The organism is Thioalkalivibrio sp. AKL9 (assembly GCF_000377825.1).
In the GTDB taxonomy this organism is placed as follows: Bacteria; Pseudomonadota; Gammaproteobacteria; order Ectothiorhodospirales; family Ectothiorhodospiraceae; genus Thioalkalivibrio; species Thioalkalivibrio versutus.
The window spans coordinates 111,833-126,973 of sequence record NZ_KB905105.1; the positions used below are offsets into that span (position 1 = coordinate 111,833).

The following is a 15,141-nucleotide window of genomic DNA, read 5'->3' on the forward strand; positions in this document are numbered from 1 at the left end:
GCGTGAAACCGGCCCCCGCACCGGATCTCGACGCCCTCGCGGCCCGCATCGAGGCGTTGCCTGCCGGCGGCGAACGCAAGGACCTCGCGGACCTGCTGCGCCGGGCCCGTCAGCGCCAGCGGCGCGGGCAGCCGTGCGACCGCATGGCCCGCACCCTCGCCGAACGCCTGGCCACCACCGAGGGGGCCGCCCCCCAGGTAGGCAGCGACGAGCGCGCCCGCCTGCGCCCGCAACCCGTCTACGCCGGCGACCTGCCGATCCATGCCGAGCGCGAACGCATCGTTGCCGCCATCCGCGAGCACCCGGTGCTCGTGCTGTGCGGCGAGACCGGCTCCGGCAAGACCACCCAGCTACCCAAGCTGTGCCTGGAGGCCGGGCGCGGCGAGGCCGGGCTGATCGGCCACACCCAGCCGCGCCGGATCGCCGCGCGCTCGGTGGCCAGCCGCATCGCCGAGGAACTGGGCACCACCCTGGGCGGCAACCGGGACTCCACGGTCGGCTTCAAGGTACGTTTCTCCGACCAGACCGGGCCAAACAACTGGATCAAGCTGATGACCGACGGCATCCTGCTGGCGGAAATGGCGCATGACCCGGAACTACGCGCCTACGACACCATCATCGTCGACGAGGCGCACGAGCGCAGCCTGAACATCGACTTCCTGATGGGCGTGCTCAAACGCCTGTCGCACAAGCGCCCCGAGTTGCGCATCATCATCACCTCGGCCACCCTCGACCCCGAACGGCTGTCGGCGTTCTTCGACCACGCCCCGATCCTGACGGTGGCCGGACGCACCTATCCGGTGGAGGTCCGCTACCGGCCGATCGAGCCGGAGGATACTGGGGACGAAGGCGACGAACAGGGGCGTGGTGAACGCGACCTGTTCGACGGCATCCGCGACGCGGTGGCCGAGTGCGAGCGCGCCGGGCCCGGCGACGTACTGGTATTCCTGCCCGGCGAACGCGAGATCCGCGACGCCCACCAGGCCCTGCGCGGCCAGGTCCGCGCCGACACCGAGATCCTGGCGCTCTACGCACGCCTGTCCGCACGCGAGCAGTCGCGGGTATTCCAGTCACACAGCGGCCGTCGCATCGTACTCGCAACCAACGTCGCCGAGACCGCGCTGACCGTGCCCGGCATCCGCTTCGTGATCGACTCGGGGCTCGCGCGCATCTCGCGCTACTCCTGGCGCTCGCGGGTACAGCGCCTGAGCCTGGAGGCCATCTCGCAGGCCGCCTGCGACCAGCGCGCCGGGCGCTGCGGCCGGCTGGGCCCCGGCATCTGCATCCGGCTGTTCGCGGAAGACGACTTCAACCTGCGCCCGCCCTTCACCGACCCGGAAATCCAGCGCTCTAACCTCGCCTCGGTGATCCTGCAGATGGCCGCGCTGAAGCTCGGCCAGCCGCGCCAGTTCCCGTTCCTCGACCCGCCCGACCCGCGCCTGGTCAAGGATGGCTACCACCTGCTGGACGAATTGGGCGCGGTAGACGAGCGTGGCCGGATCACCCGGCGCGGGCGGCAACTCGCGCGCATGCCCATCGACCCGCGCCACGCGGCGATGCTGCTGGCCGGCACCGAGCACGACTGTGTCACCGAAACCGCCACCATCGCCGCGTCCCTGTCGCTGCAGGACCCGCGCGAGCGCCCGGCCGAGGCCACCCAGGCGGCGGACCAGGCCCACCGCGAGTTCCAGGTCGAGGGCTCCGACTTCATGGGCATGCTGCGGCTGTGGGACGCCTGGCACACCGCCCGCGAGGACCTCGGGTCCAGTGCCCTGAAGCGCTGGTGCCGCGAACACTTCCTGAATTTCCTGCGCATGCGCGAATGGCAGGAGCTGCGCGTACAACTCCTGCGCCTGGCGCGCGAGATGGACCTGCACCCGAACCACCAACCGGCGGACGCCGAGGCGGTGCACCGGGCGCTGCTGACCGGGCTGGTCAGTCAGGTCGGGCAGAAGACCGAGCGCGGCGACTACCTGGGCGCGCGCAACCGCCGCTTCCAGATCCACCCCGGCTCGGTGCTGGCGAAGAAGAAGCCGGCCTGGGTGATGAGCGCGGAGATCGCCGAGACCACGCGTGTCTACGCCCGCGACAACGCGCGCATCGAGCCCGACTGGATCCTGACCGCCGCCCCGCACCTGCTTAAGCACCACATCTTCGAGCCGCACTTCCAGGGCCGCAGCGGGCGCGTCGGGGCCTTCGACCGCATCACCCTGTACGGCCTGGTCGTGGCACCGAAAAAGCCAGTGGACTTCGCCAAGCACGACCCGGCCGAGGCACGGCGCATCCTGATCCGCGAGGGCCTGGTCGGTGGCGAGCTGCGCTCGCGCTCCAACGGCGTGCGCGCCAACCGCGAGGCGGTGGCCGAAATCGCCGAACAGGAGGCGCGCGGGCGCCGCCGCGACCTGCTGGTGGAAGAGGAGCGCCTGTTCGACTTCTACGACGCCCGTCTGCCGGCCGCGATCACCGACGGCACGAGCTTCGAGACCTGGGCGCGCAAGACCGAAAAAAATGACCCGGATGCCCTGAAGATCGACCGCGCCGAGCTCCTGAACGAGCCAGAGGCCACACTCCCGGAAGGCGCCTATCCCGACCATCTGGAGCTCGAGGGCCTGCGCCTGCCACTGGCCTACCGCTTCGAACCCGGCCAGCCGGACGACGGCGTGACCGTCACCATCCCCATCGCCGCGCTGAACGCGGTGCCCGACTGGCTGGGCGACTGGCTGGTTCCAGGGCTGCTGGAGGATCGCGTGACCGCCCTGCTGCGGAGCCTGCCGAAGGCCCTGCGCCGCCAGTTCGTGCCCGCCCCGGACTTCGCCCAGGCCGCCCTGGCCCGCATCGAACACCGCCAGGGCCCATTGATTCCCGCACTGGCCGCAGCCCTGCGCGCCATGACCGGCACCGACATCCCGCTGGATGCCTGGCGCCCGGAGACCCTGGAGCCGCACCTGGTGATGCGCTTTCGCATCCTCGCCCCGGAAGGGAATGAAGAGACCAGCGGCCGCGACCTGGCCGCGCTCAAGGCACGGCTGGGCGGGAGCGCCGAGGCCCACTTCGATGCCAGCCGCCCGGACGAGATCACCCGCGAGGGCATCACGGAGTGGGATTTCGGTGCGCTGCCGGAGAGTGTCGAATTCGACCACCAGGGGGCACAACTGCGGGCCTTCCCGATCCTGGTCGATCGCGGCGATTCGGTCTCGCTGGAGCTGGAACCCGACCCAGCCAAGGCCGAACGCGCCCACCGCGCGGGCCTGCGCCGGCTGTTCCTGCTCGGCGCCCGCAAGACCGCGCGCGATCTGCGCCGCCAGCTCCCGGAGATCGAACGCGCCTGCCTGAATTACTCGACGCTGGGCAGCTGCGAGGCCCTGCGCGACCAGATCCTGGAGGCCGCTGCGGACCGCGTGTTCCTGGCCGAGCCCTGGCCACGCGCCGCCGAGGCGTTCGCCCAACGACTCAACGAGTCCCTGCCGGCGTTCTCGCCCACCGTAATGGAGCTCTCGCGCCTGACCGCCGAGATCCTGCGCCGCTGGCACGACCTGCGCACCCGGCTGCAGGGCGACCTGCCGCTGTCCTGGATCGAGGCCGCGCGCGACATCCGCGGGCAGCTGGACGCGCTGGTCCCGGCGGATTTCCTGCTGCGCATCCCGCATGATGTCCTGCCGGAACTGCCGCGCTACCTCGAGGCGATCGAGAAGCGCCTGGAGCGTCTGACCCAGGCCCCGGACAAGGACCGCGCCCGCCGCGTCGCCGTGGAGCCACTGTGGCAGCAGGCGCAGGAACTGATCGCCCGCGCCCCGGACCACCCGGACGTCCTCGCCTTTCGCTACCGCATCGAGGAATTCCGCGTCTCGCAGTTCGCCCAGGAACTGGGCACCCGCGAGAAGGTTTCGCCCAAACGCCTGGAACGCGAATACGCGACACTGATCCAACGACTGGCCAGTGGCACATGAGCCACGACAACGGAAGGACCAACGGATGCGCGTAGCGGTCATCGGCGCCGGGGTGATCGGTGTCACCACAGCCTGGTACCTGCAGGAGGCTGGAGCCGAGGTCGTGCTGCTGGACGCCGCTGCGGCGCCGGCCAGCGGATCCAGTTTCGCCAATGGCGGCATGCTGCATGCCAGCCATGCCGAACCCTGGAACGCCCCGGGCGTGGGTCTCGACCTGCTGCGCTATCTCGGGCGCCGCGATTCGCCACTGCTGGTGCGCCCGCACGCCATACCGGGACTGATCGGCTGGGGCCTGCGCTTTCTCGGCAACAGCCGCCGCGGGCGCTTCGAGGAACACACCCGGCTCAATGCGCGCCTGGCGGCCTTCTCCCTGAAGGAGATCGACCGCCTGCAGCGCGAGCTGGCACCCGAGGGGCTGGACTTCGACTTCCGCCGCAGCGGCATCCTCAAGCTATTCCAGGACCCGGCCAGCCAGGCCCGCAATCGCACCGCCAGCGAGGACATGGCGGACGCCGGCGTGCGCTTCGAGGACTGGACCGTGGAACGCATCATCGCCGAAGAGCCGGCGCTGGCCCCCGTGCGCGATCAATTGTGCGGCGGACTCTACTTTCCCGACGATGCCATCGGCGATGCCGCCCGCTTTACCGCGGGCCTGCTGGCCATCGCCCGCCGCCGCGGACTGACCTATTGCCCGGGCGTGGCGGTGCGCCGCCTGCGCACCTTCCGCGGCCGCCTCGATGCGCTGGAGACCTCGGAAGGCCCGATCGCCGCGGATGCCTGTGTCGTTGCCAACGGCTACCACGCGCCCGATCTGCTGCGCCCACTCGGGATCCGGCTGCCCGTGGCACCGGTCAAGGGCTACTCACTGACCCTGCCGATGGACGCCGGAACCCGGATTCACCTGCCGCTGATCGACGACGCCAACAAGGTCGTGATGACCCCGCTGGGCGATCGCCTGCGCCTGGCCGGCACCGCGGAGTTCGCGGGTCGCGACGGCAGCCTGAACCCGCAACGTGCCGCCAGCGTACTGGATCATTGCCGGCGCACCCTGGCCAGCCTGCCCGAGCAAATGGATGCCGAGACCATGGCCCCGTGGACCGGCCTGCGCCCGATGAGCGCACGCGGCACCCCGATCCTCGGGGCGACCGCGGTACCCGGCCTTTACCTCAATACCGGGTCCGGCCACCTCGGTTGGACCTTCGCCTGCGGCGCCGCCGCGCTGGTGCGCGACAGCGTGCTGGGCGAACCCCCGGCGTTGCCGATGGACGGCCTGACACTCTGATTTCGAACGGTTTGGGGAGCTACACACCCTGGTCGATGCGTTTCGCTACGCTCAACACATCCTACGGTGCACGATGCCAAGCGGCGGGGTGCCATTAGGGATCCTCGTAGGATGCGTTGAGCACCGCGAAACGCATCATGGAGCAACCCCCGACCCCGGCCGCACTGGCTTCAGGACGCGGAAAACACCATGCGGATGCGCGCGCCGTGGAGCTCCGGGGCCTGCTCGATGAACAGCGTCCCGCCGTGGTCGGTCACCAGGGTGTGGATGATGCTGAGACCGAGCCCCTGACCCTCACCGCGGCCGTCATCCTGGCCGCCGCGGGTATCGGCGCGCTGCCCGCGTTCCAGCACCCGGGCGCGGTCGGCCGGCGGGATGCCAGGCCCATCATCGTCGATGATTAGCATCACCTCGCCGGGCTGGCAGCGAGTGGTAATGCGCACCCGCGTGGTCGCATGGCGGATGGCATTGTCCAGGGTATTGCCGAGGAGCTCGAAGATCGCCCCGCTGTCCATGCGCAGGACGCAGCCCGCAGCCAGATCGGTCTCCAGCGCCACCCCTTCCTGGGCCGCGAGCCGTCCCAATGCCTGTCCGGTACGCTCGATGATCGGCCCCAGCGGCTCGGCAGCCTGGAACGGGGCCGGCCCAAGCCGCTGGGCCTGGTTAAGCTGATGCTGGACGATGCCCTGCAGCCGGTCGACCTGGCGCTGCATGTCGTCATTATCCGGTCGCGCGCTCTCGAGGTTCAGGCGCAGGGCGGAGATCGGGGTCTTCAGGCTGTGAGCCAGGTCCGCGAGGGCATTTTGCTGGCGCGCCAGGCGGGCGCGTTCGAACTCGACCAGGTCGTTGATGCTGCCGGTCAGGGCGCGGACCTCGGTGGGATAATCGCCCGCCAGATGCGCATGGTCGCCGTGGCGCAGGGCATCGAGGTCACGCCGGACCTGGCGCAGCGGGCGCAAGCCCCAGAACCACAACGCCAGCGAGAGGACCAGGATCATGGAGAGGGTCATGGTCATCAGCCCCTGCCAGAGGCTGGTGCGGTACTGCTCGACCTGTTCGCTGAAGGCCTCACGGTCCTCCAGCATCTGGAAGGTCAGGCCGACCTGACCGCCGTCCAGCTCCCACTGCACCGGCAGGCTGAAGCTGAAGTACTCGTCTTCCGTCCAGCCGCGCAGGGAGACGCCGACCGCGGACGGCGAGCGCCACAGGGTCTGCCCCTCCTCGCCCAGGATACGCGCGTACAGACCGCTGACTGGCAACTGCAAACGGCTCTCGGGGAGCATCTCGGGGACGCGCACATCGGCCGGGCCAACCACCTCGGCCAGCCCCATCAGCAGCAGGACTTGCGCCTCGAGGCGGGTTTCTACCGCATCCGCCGCATTGTCGCGGAAGGCGGCCTCCAGCACCCAGGCGGTCAGCAACGAGAAGATCAGCACGGTGATCGCCGTGACCCCCGCCAGGCGCAGGACCAGACTCCCACGCAGCTTGCGCAGGGCCGCTGTCATGCGGACCCGGCAGCCTCGCGGCAGGTCATCGAGGGCTGTCCGACTCGTTTTCCGGCACGGCGTCGGGTTCGCGGGCGAAGCGGTAGCCGCGTCCGCGCAGGGTCTCGATCAAGCCCAGGCTGCCGTCGGCATCCAGCTTGCGCCGCAGGCGTCCGATCAGGACCTCGATCACGTTGCTTTCGCGGTCCTCGTCGTGATCGTAGAGGTAGTCCGCCAGCGCATCCTTGCTGAGCACCCGGCCCGGCTGGCGGACCAATGTCATCAGCAGGCGGTATTCGAATGTGGTCAGGGTGACCGGCTCGCCATTCAGCCAGACCTCGTCACCTGCGGTGTCGATCACCAGCGGCCCGAACGCCAGCCGCTCCTGGCCCGACTGCAGGCTGCGGCGTGCCAGGGCGCGCAGCCGCGCCAGCAATTCCTCGATGTGGAACGGCTTGGCGAGGTAGTCGTCAGCCCCGGCCTCCAGGCCCTCGACCTTGTCCTGCCAGCGGTCGCGCGCGGTCAGGATCAGGATCGGCAGGCGCGGCTTGGACTCGCGCGCCTTGCGGATCACGTCCAGCCCATCCATGCCCGGCAGGCCCAGATCCACCACCGCGATGTCGCAGTGGTACTCGGTCAGCAGGTAAAGCCCGGTCTCGCCGTCCGAGGCGGTATCCACGCGGCAGCCACTGCGGTCCAACTCGTCGCCAATCTGGTTGCGCAGCGCGACGTCGTCTTCAATCAGTACCACGCGCAGGTTCATTCCGGGAGCTCCACTTCGGTGCCTTCCTCGATCCGGAGGGTACGCACTTGTTGATCGTTGGTCAGGATACGGATGATGAACAGACGCGCCCCGAACTGGCTCACATCCTCGCGCGCGTGGAGCACCCGGCCGGGGTAGTGCGCCTCGATCTGGGCAACGGCCTCGTCGAGATCCCAGACGGCGGCCTCGGGGTCATCCGTGTTGAACTGGCCTTGCGCCGGAAGCGCCACGAACAGCAGCGTCGCCAGCACCAGTGCGTGGCCCGCGCGGGGCCGCGTCAGGTCCCGCCCGCGGTGTCCGGGCTGGAGATCCGGCGTGGGTCGCATATCGGTGCATTCTCCGGACGCGTGCGTGGACAGATGTTGAAGATACAAGGGTATCGGCCTAGCCTGAACGATATCTGAAACCGACTGGAACCGTCATGCACGACGCCACTGCCGAACAACCCGAAGTCCCACTGGAAGAACAGGCCGGCCCGCTGCCGTGGAAAGACCTGATGCCGCATTTCGCGCGCGGCGTGGTGATCCGCGTGGCGCCGGAGCTGGATCTGATCGAGGTCGCCCGCGCCATCCGCGACGATGCGACCCATCAGGTCAGCGAATGGCTGGCCAACGACCAGGTCGCGCGGGCCTCGGATGACGATGCCCGCCGCTGGGCCGCGAACGACCCGATCTTCACCGCGATCGTGGCCGCCCCCTGGGTCCTGGCCCAGGAACGGACGCCGGCCCACTAGATGGCCATCTCCCTCGGCATCACCGGCGAGACGATGGAGCGGTTAATCCAGGCCGCACGGGAATTCCATGCCAAAGAGGATGTGGTCTTCCCGGATACCGGAAGCGAGGGTAGCGACAACGACTGGGCGATGCAGATCCTGGCTGATCACGCCAGCGACCTGACCCTGCAGGAACTGGAGGGCACGTTGCGCGACCTGGGTCCGGACCAACAGGCGGAGCTGCAGGCCCTCAGCACCCTGGGGCGCGGGGATTACACGGCAGAAGACTGGGAGAGCGCCCTGCAGGACGCGCAGGATGACTGGAGCCCGGACACCGTGAACTGGCTGCTGACCAACCCGCTGATCGCCGACGAATGGGCCGCGGGGCTGGAACAGATCGAGCGCGAGGCGTAACGCCCGTTCCCCGTGGCTATTCCAGCTCTTCGGGGTCAAAGCGCACCGCAATACCCCCGTCCATCACCCGCACCACCTGGGCCTTGACCCGCGGCGCCGCGCCGCCGTCCCCCAGCATGCCGAATACCTGCAGCATCAGTTCGTCGTCCGAGGCGAGCTTCATCAGGTGCCCCACGCAGGCATTTTCCGGGTCTTCCCACTCGAGGAAGGCCCCCCCGCCGGAGATATCGTTCGTGGTCAGGGTGACCGTATCCCCGCTCTCGCACTCGGCCACGACCTCGACCGTCATCGGGATCCTTGGATGACGACGTCGTTCTCCTGTCATGGCACTCCTCCTGGCGGCATATGCCTTTGCAATGCATCGAAAAGGCGTTTTTTCTGTGCTATACGAGGTTCATGATCGTTGGTTTTCGCGATCAGGCGCAACTACCGGGCTCGAACCCGGTGGCGCAATCACAACCCGGATCTCCACACCGGGCCAGAGGATGAAGGCAGTACTCCACAGCTGTCGGTCACAAAAAGCCACTTCTAACGGAGGAGTCCGTTTCAATGAAGAAATCGCATTTGTACCTGGTGGGGCTTGCCGCCTCGCTGGCGTTGGCAGGCACTGCTTCCCAGGCCTTCGCCGACGACGAAATCACCCGGGGCCAGCTCATGGCCGCCTCCTGCAAGGCCTGCCACAACGCGGCCGCTGAAGATGATGGTGTGCTGAAACTGAACCGCATTCCTGCTGACGTCATCGTGAGCCAGATGAAGGCATTCCGCGACGGTGACCGCGACGCGACGATCATGGATCGTCACGCCAAGGGCTACACCGACGAGGAAATCGAATCGATGGCCGGCTACTTCAGCCGCTTCTGATCAGGGGGAAACGAATCATGCATGACTTTAATCGACGTAATTTCCTGAAGGTCGCGGGCATCAGCAGCGCCGCGGCCCTCACCGGTATCGGCTGTGCCGCCAATGGCATGAGCGGGGCCGAAAAGGCCCACATTGTGGTCGTCGGCGGCGGCTCCGGCGGCGCGACCACCGCGAAATACATCAAGCAGTTCTCGCCCGACATGCGCGTAACGCTGATCGAGCCCAACGCCACCTACTACACCTGCTACGGCAGTAACTGGGTGATCGGCGGCTTCGCTGGCATGGACGACATCGCCCAGGGCTACGACACCCTGCGCGATGAATACGGCATCGAGATCATCGAGGACCGCGTCACCGCGGTGGACGCCGATGCGCGCAGCGTGCGCCTGAGCGGAGGCGACCGCGTGAGCTACGACAAGCTCGTGATGTCACCGGGCATCGACTTCCGCTACGACGACATGCCGGGCATCTCCGAGTCCGATGCCGAGCGCATCCCGCATGCCTGGAAGGCCGGTTCGCAGACCGAACTGCTGCGCTCCCAGCTGCAGGACATGCCGAACGGCGGCGTATTCGTCATGGTCGCCCCGCCCAACCCGTTCCGCTGCCCGCCGGGGCCGTACGAACGGGTATCGCTGGTCGCGAACTACTTCAAGCAGGAGAAGCCACGTTCCAAGATCATCATCCTCGACCCGAAGGATGGCTTCTCCAAGCAGGGCCTGTTCGAGGAAGGCTGGGCCGAGCATTATGGCGACATGATCGAGTGGCGGGCCGGCTCATCGGGCGGACGCGCCGAGGAGATCGACGTCTCCAACATGACCGTACTGGCCGACAGCGGCTTCGAACGCGTCCGCGCCGACGTGCTGAACTTCATCCCGGCCCAGCACGCCGGTCAGATCGCCCATGACGTCGGACTGACCGACGACGCCGGTTGGGTGCCGGTCGACCAGCTGACCTTCAAGTCGGAGATGGACGACAACATCTACGTCCTGGGGGATGCCAGCGTGGCGGGCGCCATGCCGAAGTCCGGCCACTCGGCCAACAACCAGGGCAAGATCGTGGCGGCCGCCATCGTCCGCGAACTGGCGGGGCAGGAGCCCATCAACCCCTCGTCCGCCAACACCTGCTACAGCCTGGTGACCCCCGATTACGCGGTCAGCGTAGCCGCGGTCTACCAGTACCAGGACGGTGCGATGGCGGGGGTATCCGGTGCCGGTGGGGTCAGCCCGTCGGGTGCCAGCACCAGCTTCCGTCGCCGCGAGGCGGAATACACCCGCGCCTGGTACAACGGCATCACCAGCGACATCTGGGGCTAAGCTCCAGCGTTCCACTATGGAACACACTCAAACGGCGCCTCCGGGCGCCGTTTTTTGTTGGCCACCACGAAGTACACAAAGAAGGGCGATTTGCACCACAGAGGTCACGGATGAAACCGGAGATAACATACAAGAAGGGTAGGATGCCGATAAGCACAGCGAATCGCATCGGTTCCGCGGAACTGCCGCCCCCCGGATGCGTTTCGCAACGCTCAACGCATCCTACTCGCCTGACAACCGCCTGATCCCTGCCCTTCTTCGTGCCTTCATCCGCTTCGTGATGAATGCACCCGGGTCAGGCGTTGAGGTCGGGGATCAGGCGGCTGCGCAGGCGCTGGATAGAGTCCTTCAACTGCAGCTTGCGCTTCTTCAGGCGCTGAATGGCGAAGATGTCCGGTGCGGCCTGCTCGTGCATCACGCCGATCGCGGAATCCAGAGCCCGGTGCTCGGCCTCCAGCTCGGCCAGGCGTGCGCGAATCTGACTCTCGGTTTCCAAGCCGTCCCCCAGTGGTCCCGTGAAGTGGTGGCCGTATACCGGGAGACACCCCGCGTGGCCATTCGGATCATCAAACCCGTATGATCGCAGACCGTCCCCGGTGGGACCATAGCGAATACCCTTCATCCGGAGCCCCCCCGATGGCGACCCACAACACGCCGCTGACCATTCAGACCCCGCGCGGCGTCCGCCTCGGCGGCGTGATCGTCGCGCCCGAGGCGGATGCCCTCCGCGGCCAGGCCTGCATTGCCCACTGTTTCGCCTGCTCCAAGGACTTCCCCGCCACGGTGCGCCTGGCGCGCGCCCTGGCCGCGGAAGGCATCGCCACCCTGCGCTTCGACTTCATGGGGCTGGGCGACTCCGAAGGGGAGTTTCGCGACAGCACGCTTGCAACCTACTGCGAGGATCTGCACTCCGCCATCGAGGCGCTGGAGACCTACACGGGGCGGCATACCAACCTGCTGATCGGCCATAGCTTCGGCGGCGCCATGGCGATCTATGTGGGGGCGCAGCGCGAGTCACTGGACGGCATCGTGACCATCGCCGCCCCCAGCCGCCCCGGCCATGTCGCCCACCTGTTCGGCGATACCGCGGAGGAGATTCGGCGCGAGGGTTCGGCCCGCATCAGCATCGGCGGGCGCCCGGTGGAAATCGGCCACGCCTTTATCGAGTCGATCGATGAGCCGACCCTGGATGCCGCACTGGAGACCCTGGAGCAGCCACTCCTGCTGCTGCATGCACCGGGCGACACCGTGGTCAGCGTCGACCACGCCCGCAAGATTTTCCAGCAGGCCCACCACCCGAAGAGCTTCGTCGCCCTGCACCAGACCGACCACCTGCTCTCGCGCCCGGAACACACCCGCTATGTCGCCGGTCTGATCCGCGCCTGGTCGGCGAACCTGCTCGACTAGACCCGGAACGGCAGGAGCTCCCCCGTAGGAGCCTGCTTGCAGGCGAACGCCCCTGCCCATATCGAGCGTTGGCAGGGGCTTCGCGTGCAAGCACGCTCCTACATATCCGGGGCCTACCAGTAGTTCTCGGTCGTGATCTGCCCCGGCTTGCGTCGGCGGTTCTTCTCCAGCCCGCGCTCGCGCAGGATCGCGGCGGTATCCTTCACCATGTCCGGGTTGCCGCACAGCATGACCTGGGAGTGCTCCGGCGTGATCTTCAGGCCCGCGTGATGCTCCAGGCGGCCCTCGGCAATCGCGGCCGGTACCCGGCCCTCGAGCCCACCCGGGAACGGCTCGCGGCTGACAAACGGGATGTACTGGAACCGCTTCGCATCACGTTCCTGGAACTGCCGGATCGTGTCCTGATAGGTCAGTTCTTCGGCCTTGCGCGCCGCGTGGATCAGGCGGATGTTCTCGAAGCGTTCCCAGGGGGTATCGGTCTTCAGCATGGACAGGAACGGCCCCAGCGCAGTGCCCGTGGAAAGCAGCCACAGGTCGCGGCTGTCCGGTAGCTCATCCAGGGTGAAAAAGCCGGTCGCGCGCGGCATCAGCTCCACCGTGTCGCCCGGCCCCAGTTGCGCCAGACGATTGGACAGCGGTCCATCCGGAACGGTGATCAGATAGAAGTCCAGCGGCGTTTCGCCCGGCGCATTCACATAGGAATACGGCCGCGCCACCGGCTCGCCGTCGATCTCCAGACGCAAGCGGTTGAACTGCCCGGCCTTGAACGGCTCGACTTCGGCATCCACGCGCAACGAGAACAGCCGATCCGTCCACTGCTTGCGCTCCTTTACGACCCCGGTCACCCAGCCCATATTCCTTACTCCATTACTCGGGTATTATCTCGAAGAGTGCTGGCGCGGCCGGAAGGTTTCAAGCACCCCCGGCCAACGCCGTATAATTGTCGCAAATCCGAACACTGGAGCAGTCATGGCCCGCACCCCCTCGCAGATGATCGAACTCGGCACCGAGGCACCCGGCTTTTCCCTTCCGGACGTCGTCTCCGGCGAGACCATCAGCCTCGACAGCTTCCCCAACGCGAAAGGCTACATGATCGCCTTTATATGCAATCACTGCCCGTTCGTGCAGCTGGTCCGGCACGAGTTCGCCCGCTACGGCCGCGAATACTCGAGCAAGGGCATCGCGGTCATCGCGATCAACTCCAACGACATCCAGGCCGTACCGGACGACGCCCCGGACAAGATGAAGGACGACGCCCGCCGCTTCGGCTACAACTTCCCCTACTGCCTGGACGAGGACCAGTCCGTCGCCAAGGCCTATCACGCCGCCTGCACCCCGGACTTCTACCTGTTCGACGCCGAACGCAAGCTCTATTATCGCGGCCAGTTCGACGCGTCCCGCCCGGGCTCCGACACCCCAGTCACCGGACGCGATCTGCGCGCGGCCAGCGATGCCCTGCTCGACGGCCAGGCAGCCCCCGAGCCCCAGCACCCGAGCCTCGGCTGCAACATCAAGTGGCGCCCGGGCAACGAGCCCGACTACTTCGGCTGAACCGGGCACTCCTGTTCAAACAAGTTTTTGTGGTAACAGCCTTGTGGGAACGGGCCTGCCCGCGAATGGCCCTGCCCGCGCCAGATCCTGGCCGGAGCGTTCGCCCGCGGGCCATCCCCAACAAGCCCCTCGCCGCGCCGTATACTGACCCCATCTATTTTCCGGGGAGCGCCGCATGCCGCCCAATAACGTAATCGACGGCCCGCGAGTCTCAACATGGCGCTGCCCCTCCTGCCAGGAGTCGGTCCCGCGCCTGCTTCCGAACGGCAAGACCAACCGCATCCCGGTCGCCCCGGAACGCATGGCGCTGCCAGACGGAACGGTGCGTCAAGCCTGTGCGCGCGTGCAGGGCCTGCGTGCACCGGAAATCTGCTATGCCTGTGACCAGGCCTATCAGGAGCTGTTGGGCACGCTGGTGCGCCCCCCCGCCGAGCTGGGCGATGCCCGCGGCGACCCCGGGCTGAACGACACCGGCCTCATCGGCGCCCTGCTGCCCATCGCTGACCAGGGTACGCAGATCCTCATCTTCAACGTGATCAACGAGGAACTGCGCTGCACCGAGATCGAGCGCCTGATCAGCTTCAACCCCGACCGCCTCACCTACCCCGGCTCGCGCGGCGCCATCGCCCCGCGCATCTGGGCGCTCTACGAAGACCACCTGGCCCAGCTCCACGCCCGCGCACCCGTCCCCTACCACCCCGAGTAGAAGCACCTCAGCCCCCGGTGGAGCCTCCCCACAACGGATTGATGAGCACGTCATCGCGAGACGCGCCGCGCCGTGGCGACCTCCGCAGACAGCCCAAACGCCACCCCCTCACCCGCGAGGCAAGCATCGGGATTTCGGATGGATATTGCCACGCCCCCTCGCGGGCCTCGAAATGACGGAGGATATCGTCATCCCGGCCGAAGCGAAGCGTAGAGCCGGGATCTCGCCGGAACGGTGACAGGGTCAGGAGATCCCGGATAACCGCTACCCGGTTTCCGGGATGACGAACGAGGAAAGGATGCGTCAGGCGTCGTCTTCAGCGTCCACGCGCGCGAGCATGCGCATCCCCCCAACCATGCAACGCAACGCCTCCAGGGTCTGCAGGTCGAACGCCGCCCCGGTCTCGCCCGGCAGCGTCCAGTACTTCGGGCGGCAGGTGGCCGGGCGTTCGGCGGGCATCGCGCGGGCGGCCGCCGCGTCGACCGCCACGAGCAGATCGGCCCACGCCAGATCCTCTGCCGTGACCCCGCCCATGATCCGCGCCGGGCGCACCTCGATCCAGTCCTCGAACTCCGCTGCTGCGCCCAGCTCGGCCACGCGTGCAGCACGCCCGTCGGCCCGCTCGGCCGCCACCAGCAGGCGCGCCCGCCGCTTAAACATGTCCGATACCCCGCAAGCCCATTTGTCCAGCCACCGAGGTC

Annotated in this window: 16 protein-coding genes; 9 read left to right on the top strand and 7 right to left on the bottom strand. The window is 67.7% G+C overall.

Going from position 1 to position 15,141, the window contains the following annotated elements:
* The first annotated feature begins 2 nt into the window (after positions 1 to 2).
* Together hrpA and D573_RS0104450 are read left to right on the top strand one after the other, a co-directional pair.
* On the top strand, positions 3 to 3,947 hold the full coding sequence (gene hrpA / locus D573_RS0104445) for an ATP-dependent RNA helicase HrpA (protein WP_018938251.1): 3,945 nt from the start codon (positions 3 to 5) through the stop codon (positions 3,945 to 3,947).
* Positions 3,937 to 5,229 (top strand): FAD-dependent oxidoreductase, encoded by a 1,293-nt coding sequence (locus D573_RS0104450; protein ID WP_369772876.1) that lies wholly within the window; start codon positions 3,937 to 3,939, stop codon positions 5,227 to 5,229. The genes hrpA and D573_RS0104450 overlap by 11 nt, the downstream gene beginning before the upstream one ends.
* A gap of 170 nt (positions 5,230 to 5,399) precedes the next feature.
* On the opposite strand, the gene D573_RS0104455 is transcribed toward D573_RS0104450, so the two are convergent.
* Genes D573_RS0104455 through D573_RS0104465 form a run of 3 tightly spaced genes read right to left on the bottom strand, consistent with a single transcriptional unit; the run spans position 5,400 to position 7,802 of the window.
* Positions 5,400 to 6,734 carry an ATP-binding protein gene (locus D573_RS0104455; RefSeq protein ID WP_018168323.1) on the bottom strand — a complete coding sequence of 445 codons (1,335 nt, stop codon included), beginning with the start codon at positions 6,732 to 6,734 and terminating at the stop codon, positions 5,400 to 5,402.
* Positions 6,735 to 6,759: 25 nt separating this feature from the next.
* Entirely contained in the window at positions 6,760 to 7,476 is a 717-nt protein-coding gene (locus tag D573_RS0104460) for a response regulator transcription factor (RefSeq protein WP_018168324.1), read from the bottom strand.
* The gene (locus D573_RS0104465; RefSeq protein WP_018938253.1) at positions 7,473 to 7,802 is read right to left on the bottom strand and encodes a PepSY domain-containing protein; all 330 of its coding nucleotides are present in this window, start codon (positions 7,800 to 7,802) and stop codon (positions 7,473 to 7,475) included. Before D573_RS0104465 ends, D573_RS0104460 begins: the two co-directional genes overlap by 4 nt.
* A 95-nt stretch (positions 7,803 to 7,897) precedes the next feature.
* Here D573_RS0104465 and D573_RS0104470 point away from each other — a divergent pair, with 95 nt between their 5' ends.
* Together D573_RS0104470 and D573_RS0104475 are read left to right on the top strand one after the other, a co-directional pair.
* Positions 7,898 to 8,209, top strand: a complete 312-nt coding sequence (locus D573_RS0104470; protein WP_018144591.1) for a DUF2288 family protein — start codon at positions 7,898 to 7,900, stop codon at positions 8,207 to 8,209.
* On the top strand, positions 8,210 to 8,602 hold the full coding sequence (locus tag D573_RS0104475) for a DUF3775 domain-containing protein (RefSeq protein ID WP_018938254.1): 393 nt from the start codon (positions 8,210 to 8,212) through the stop codon (positions 8,600 to 8,602).
* A 16-nt stretch (positions 8,603 to 8,618) separates the two neighbouring features.
* On the opposite strand, the gene D573_RS0104480 is transcribed toward D573_RS0104475, so the two are convergent.
* A complete protein-coding gene (locus tag D573_RS0104480) occupies positions 8,619 to 8,927 on the bottom strand; it encodes a PilZ domain-containing protein (RefSeq protein WP_077277014.1) in 309 nt (102 codons plus the stop codon).
* A 224-nt stretch (positions 8,928 to 9,151) separates the two neighbouring features.
* Here D573_RS0104480 and D573_RS0104485 point away from each other — a divergent pair, with 224 nt between their 5' ends.
* Both D573_RS0104485 and D573_RS0104490 read left to right on the top strand, forming a co-directional pair.
* On the top strand, positions 9,152 to 9,463 hold the full coding sequence (locus tag D573_RS0104485; protein ID WP_018938255.1) for a hypothetical protein: 312 nt from the start codon (positions 9,152 to 9,154) through the stop codon (positions 9,461 to 9,463).
* 17 nt (positions 9,464 to 9,480) lie between these two features.
* Positions 9,481 to 10,776, top strand: a complete 1,296-nt coding sequence (locus D573_RS0104490) for an FCSD flavin-binding domain-containing protein (RefSeq protein ID WP_018938256.1) — start codon at positions 9,481 to 9,483, stop codon at positions 10,774 to 10,776.
* Positions 10,777 to 11,071: 295 nt separating this feature from the next.
* Here D573_RS0104490 and D573_RS0104495 read toward each other — a convergent pair whose 3' ends face one another.
* On the bottom strand, positions 11,072 to 11,272 hold the full coding sequence (locus D573_RS0104495; protein WP_018168326.1) for a YdcH family protein: 201 nt from the start codon (positions 11,270 to 11,272) through the stop codon (positions 11,072 to 11,074).
* Between the two features lie 140 nt (positions 11,273 to 11,412).
* On the opposite strand from D573_RS0104495, the gene D573_RS0104500 reads away from it, so the two are divergent.
* Positions 11,413 to 12,183: a S9 family peptidase gene (locus tag D573_RS0104500; RefSeq protein WP_018938257.1), complete on the top strand. Its 771-nt coding sequence runs from the start codon at positions 11,413 to 11,415 to the stop codon at positions 12,181 to 12,183.
* 113 nt (positions 12,184 to 12,296) lie between these two features.
* On the opposite strand, the gene D573_RS0104505 is transcribed toward D573_RS0104500, so the two are convergent.
* A complete protein-coding gene (locus D573_RS0104505; protein WP_018938258.1) occupies positions 12,297 to 13,037 on the bottom strand; it encodes a ferredoxin--NADP reductase in 741 nt (246 codons plus the stop codon).
* A 115-nt stretch (positions 13,038 to 13,152) separates the two neighbouring features.
* Between D573_RS0104505 and D573_RS0104510 the strand changes: the two genes are divergently transcribed.
* Together D573_RS0104510 and D573_RS0104515 are read left to right on the top strand one after the other, a co-directional pair.
* Positions 13,153 to 13,734 carry a thioredoxin family protein gene (locus tag D573_RS0104510; RefSeq protein WP_018650556.1) on the top strand — a complete coding sequence of 194 codons (582 nt, stop codon included), beginning with the start codon at positions 13,153 to 13,155 and terminating at the stop codon, positions 13,732 to 13,734.
* A 175-nt stretch (positions 13,735 to 13,909) separates the two neighbouring features.
* Entirely contained in the window at positions 13,910 to 14,440 is a 531-nt protein-coding gene (locus tag D573_RS0104515; RefSeq protein ID WP_018168330.1) for a hypothetical protein, read from the top strand.
* A 303-nt stretch (positions 14,441 to 14,743) separates the two neighbouring features.
* Here D573_RS0104515 and D573_RS0104520 read toward each other — a convergent pair whose 3' ends face one another.
* Positions 14,744 to 15,100 carry a hypothetical protein gene (locus D573_RS0104520; RefSeq protein WP_018168331.1) on the bottom strand — a complete coding sequence of 119 codons (357 nt, stop codon included), beginning with the start codon at positions 15,098 to 15,100 and terminating at the stop codon, positions 14,744 to 14,746.
* Between the last annotated feature and the right edge of the window lie 41 nt (positions 15,101 to 15,141).

Coding starts and splice junctions, on each gene's coding strand:
- D573_RS0104455 (WP_018168323.1), bottom strand. CDS start 6,734: ATGACAGCGGCCCTGCGCAAGCTGCGTGGGAGTCTGGTCCTGCGCCTG.
- D573_RS0104460 (WP_018168324.1), bottom strand. CDS start 7,476: ATGAACCTGCGCGTGGTACTGATTGAAGACGACGTCGCGCTGCGCAAC.
- D573_RS0104465 (WP_018938253.1), bottom strand. CDS start 7,802: ATGCGACCCACGCCGGATCTCCAGCCCGGACACCGCGGGCGGGACCTG.
- D573_RS0104470 (WP_018144591.1), top strand. CDS start 7,898: ATGCACGACGCCACTGCCGAACAACCCGAAGTCCCACTGGAAGAACAG.
- D573_RS0104475 (WP_018938254.1), top strand. CDS start 8,210: ATGGCCATCTCCCTCGGCATCACCGGCGAGACGATGGAGCGGTTAATC.
- D573_RS0104480 (WP_077277014.1), bottom strand. CDS start 8,927: ATGACAGGAGAACGACGTCGTCATCCAAGGATCCCGATGACGGTCGAG.
- D573_RS0104485 (WP_018938255.1), top strand. CDS start 9,152: ATGAAGAAATCGCATTTGTACCTGGTGGGGCTTGCCGCCTCGCTGGCG.
- D573_RS0104490 (WP_018938256.1), top strand. CDS start 9,481: ATGCATGACTTTAATCGACGTAATTTCCTGAAGGTCGCGGGCATCAGC.
- D573_RS0104500 (WP_018938257.1), top strand. CDS start 11,413: ATGGCGACCCACAACACGCCGCTGACCATTCAGACCCCGCGCGGCGTC.
- D573_RS0104505 (WP_018938258.1), bottom strand. CDS start 13,037: ATGGGCTGGGTGACCGGGGTCGTAAAGGAGCGCAAGCAGTGGACGGAT.
- D573_RS0104510 (WP_018650556.1), top strand. CDS start 13,153: ATGGCCCGCACCCCCTCGCAGATGATCGAACTCGGCACCGAGGCACCC.
- D573_RS0104515 (WP_018168330.1), top strand. CDS start 13,910: ATGCCGCCCAATAACGTAATCGACGGCCCGCGAGTCTCAACATGGCGC.
- D573_RS0104520 (WP_018168331.1), bottom strand. CDS start 15,100: ATGTTTAAGCGGCGGGCGCGCCTGCTGGTGGCGGCCGAGCGGGCCGAC.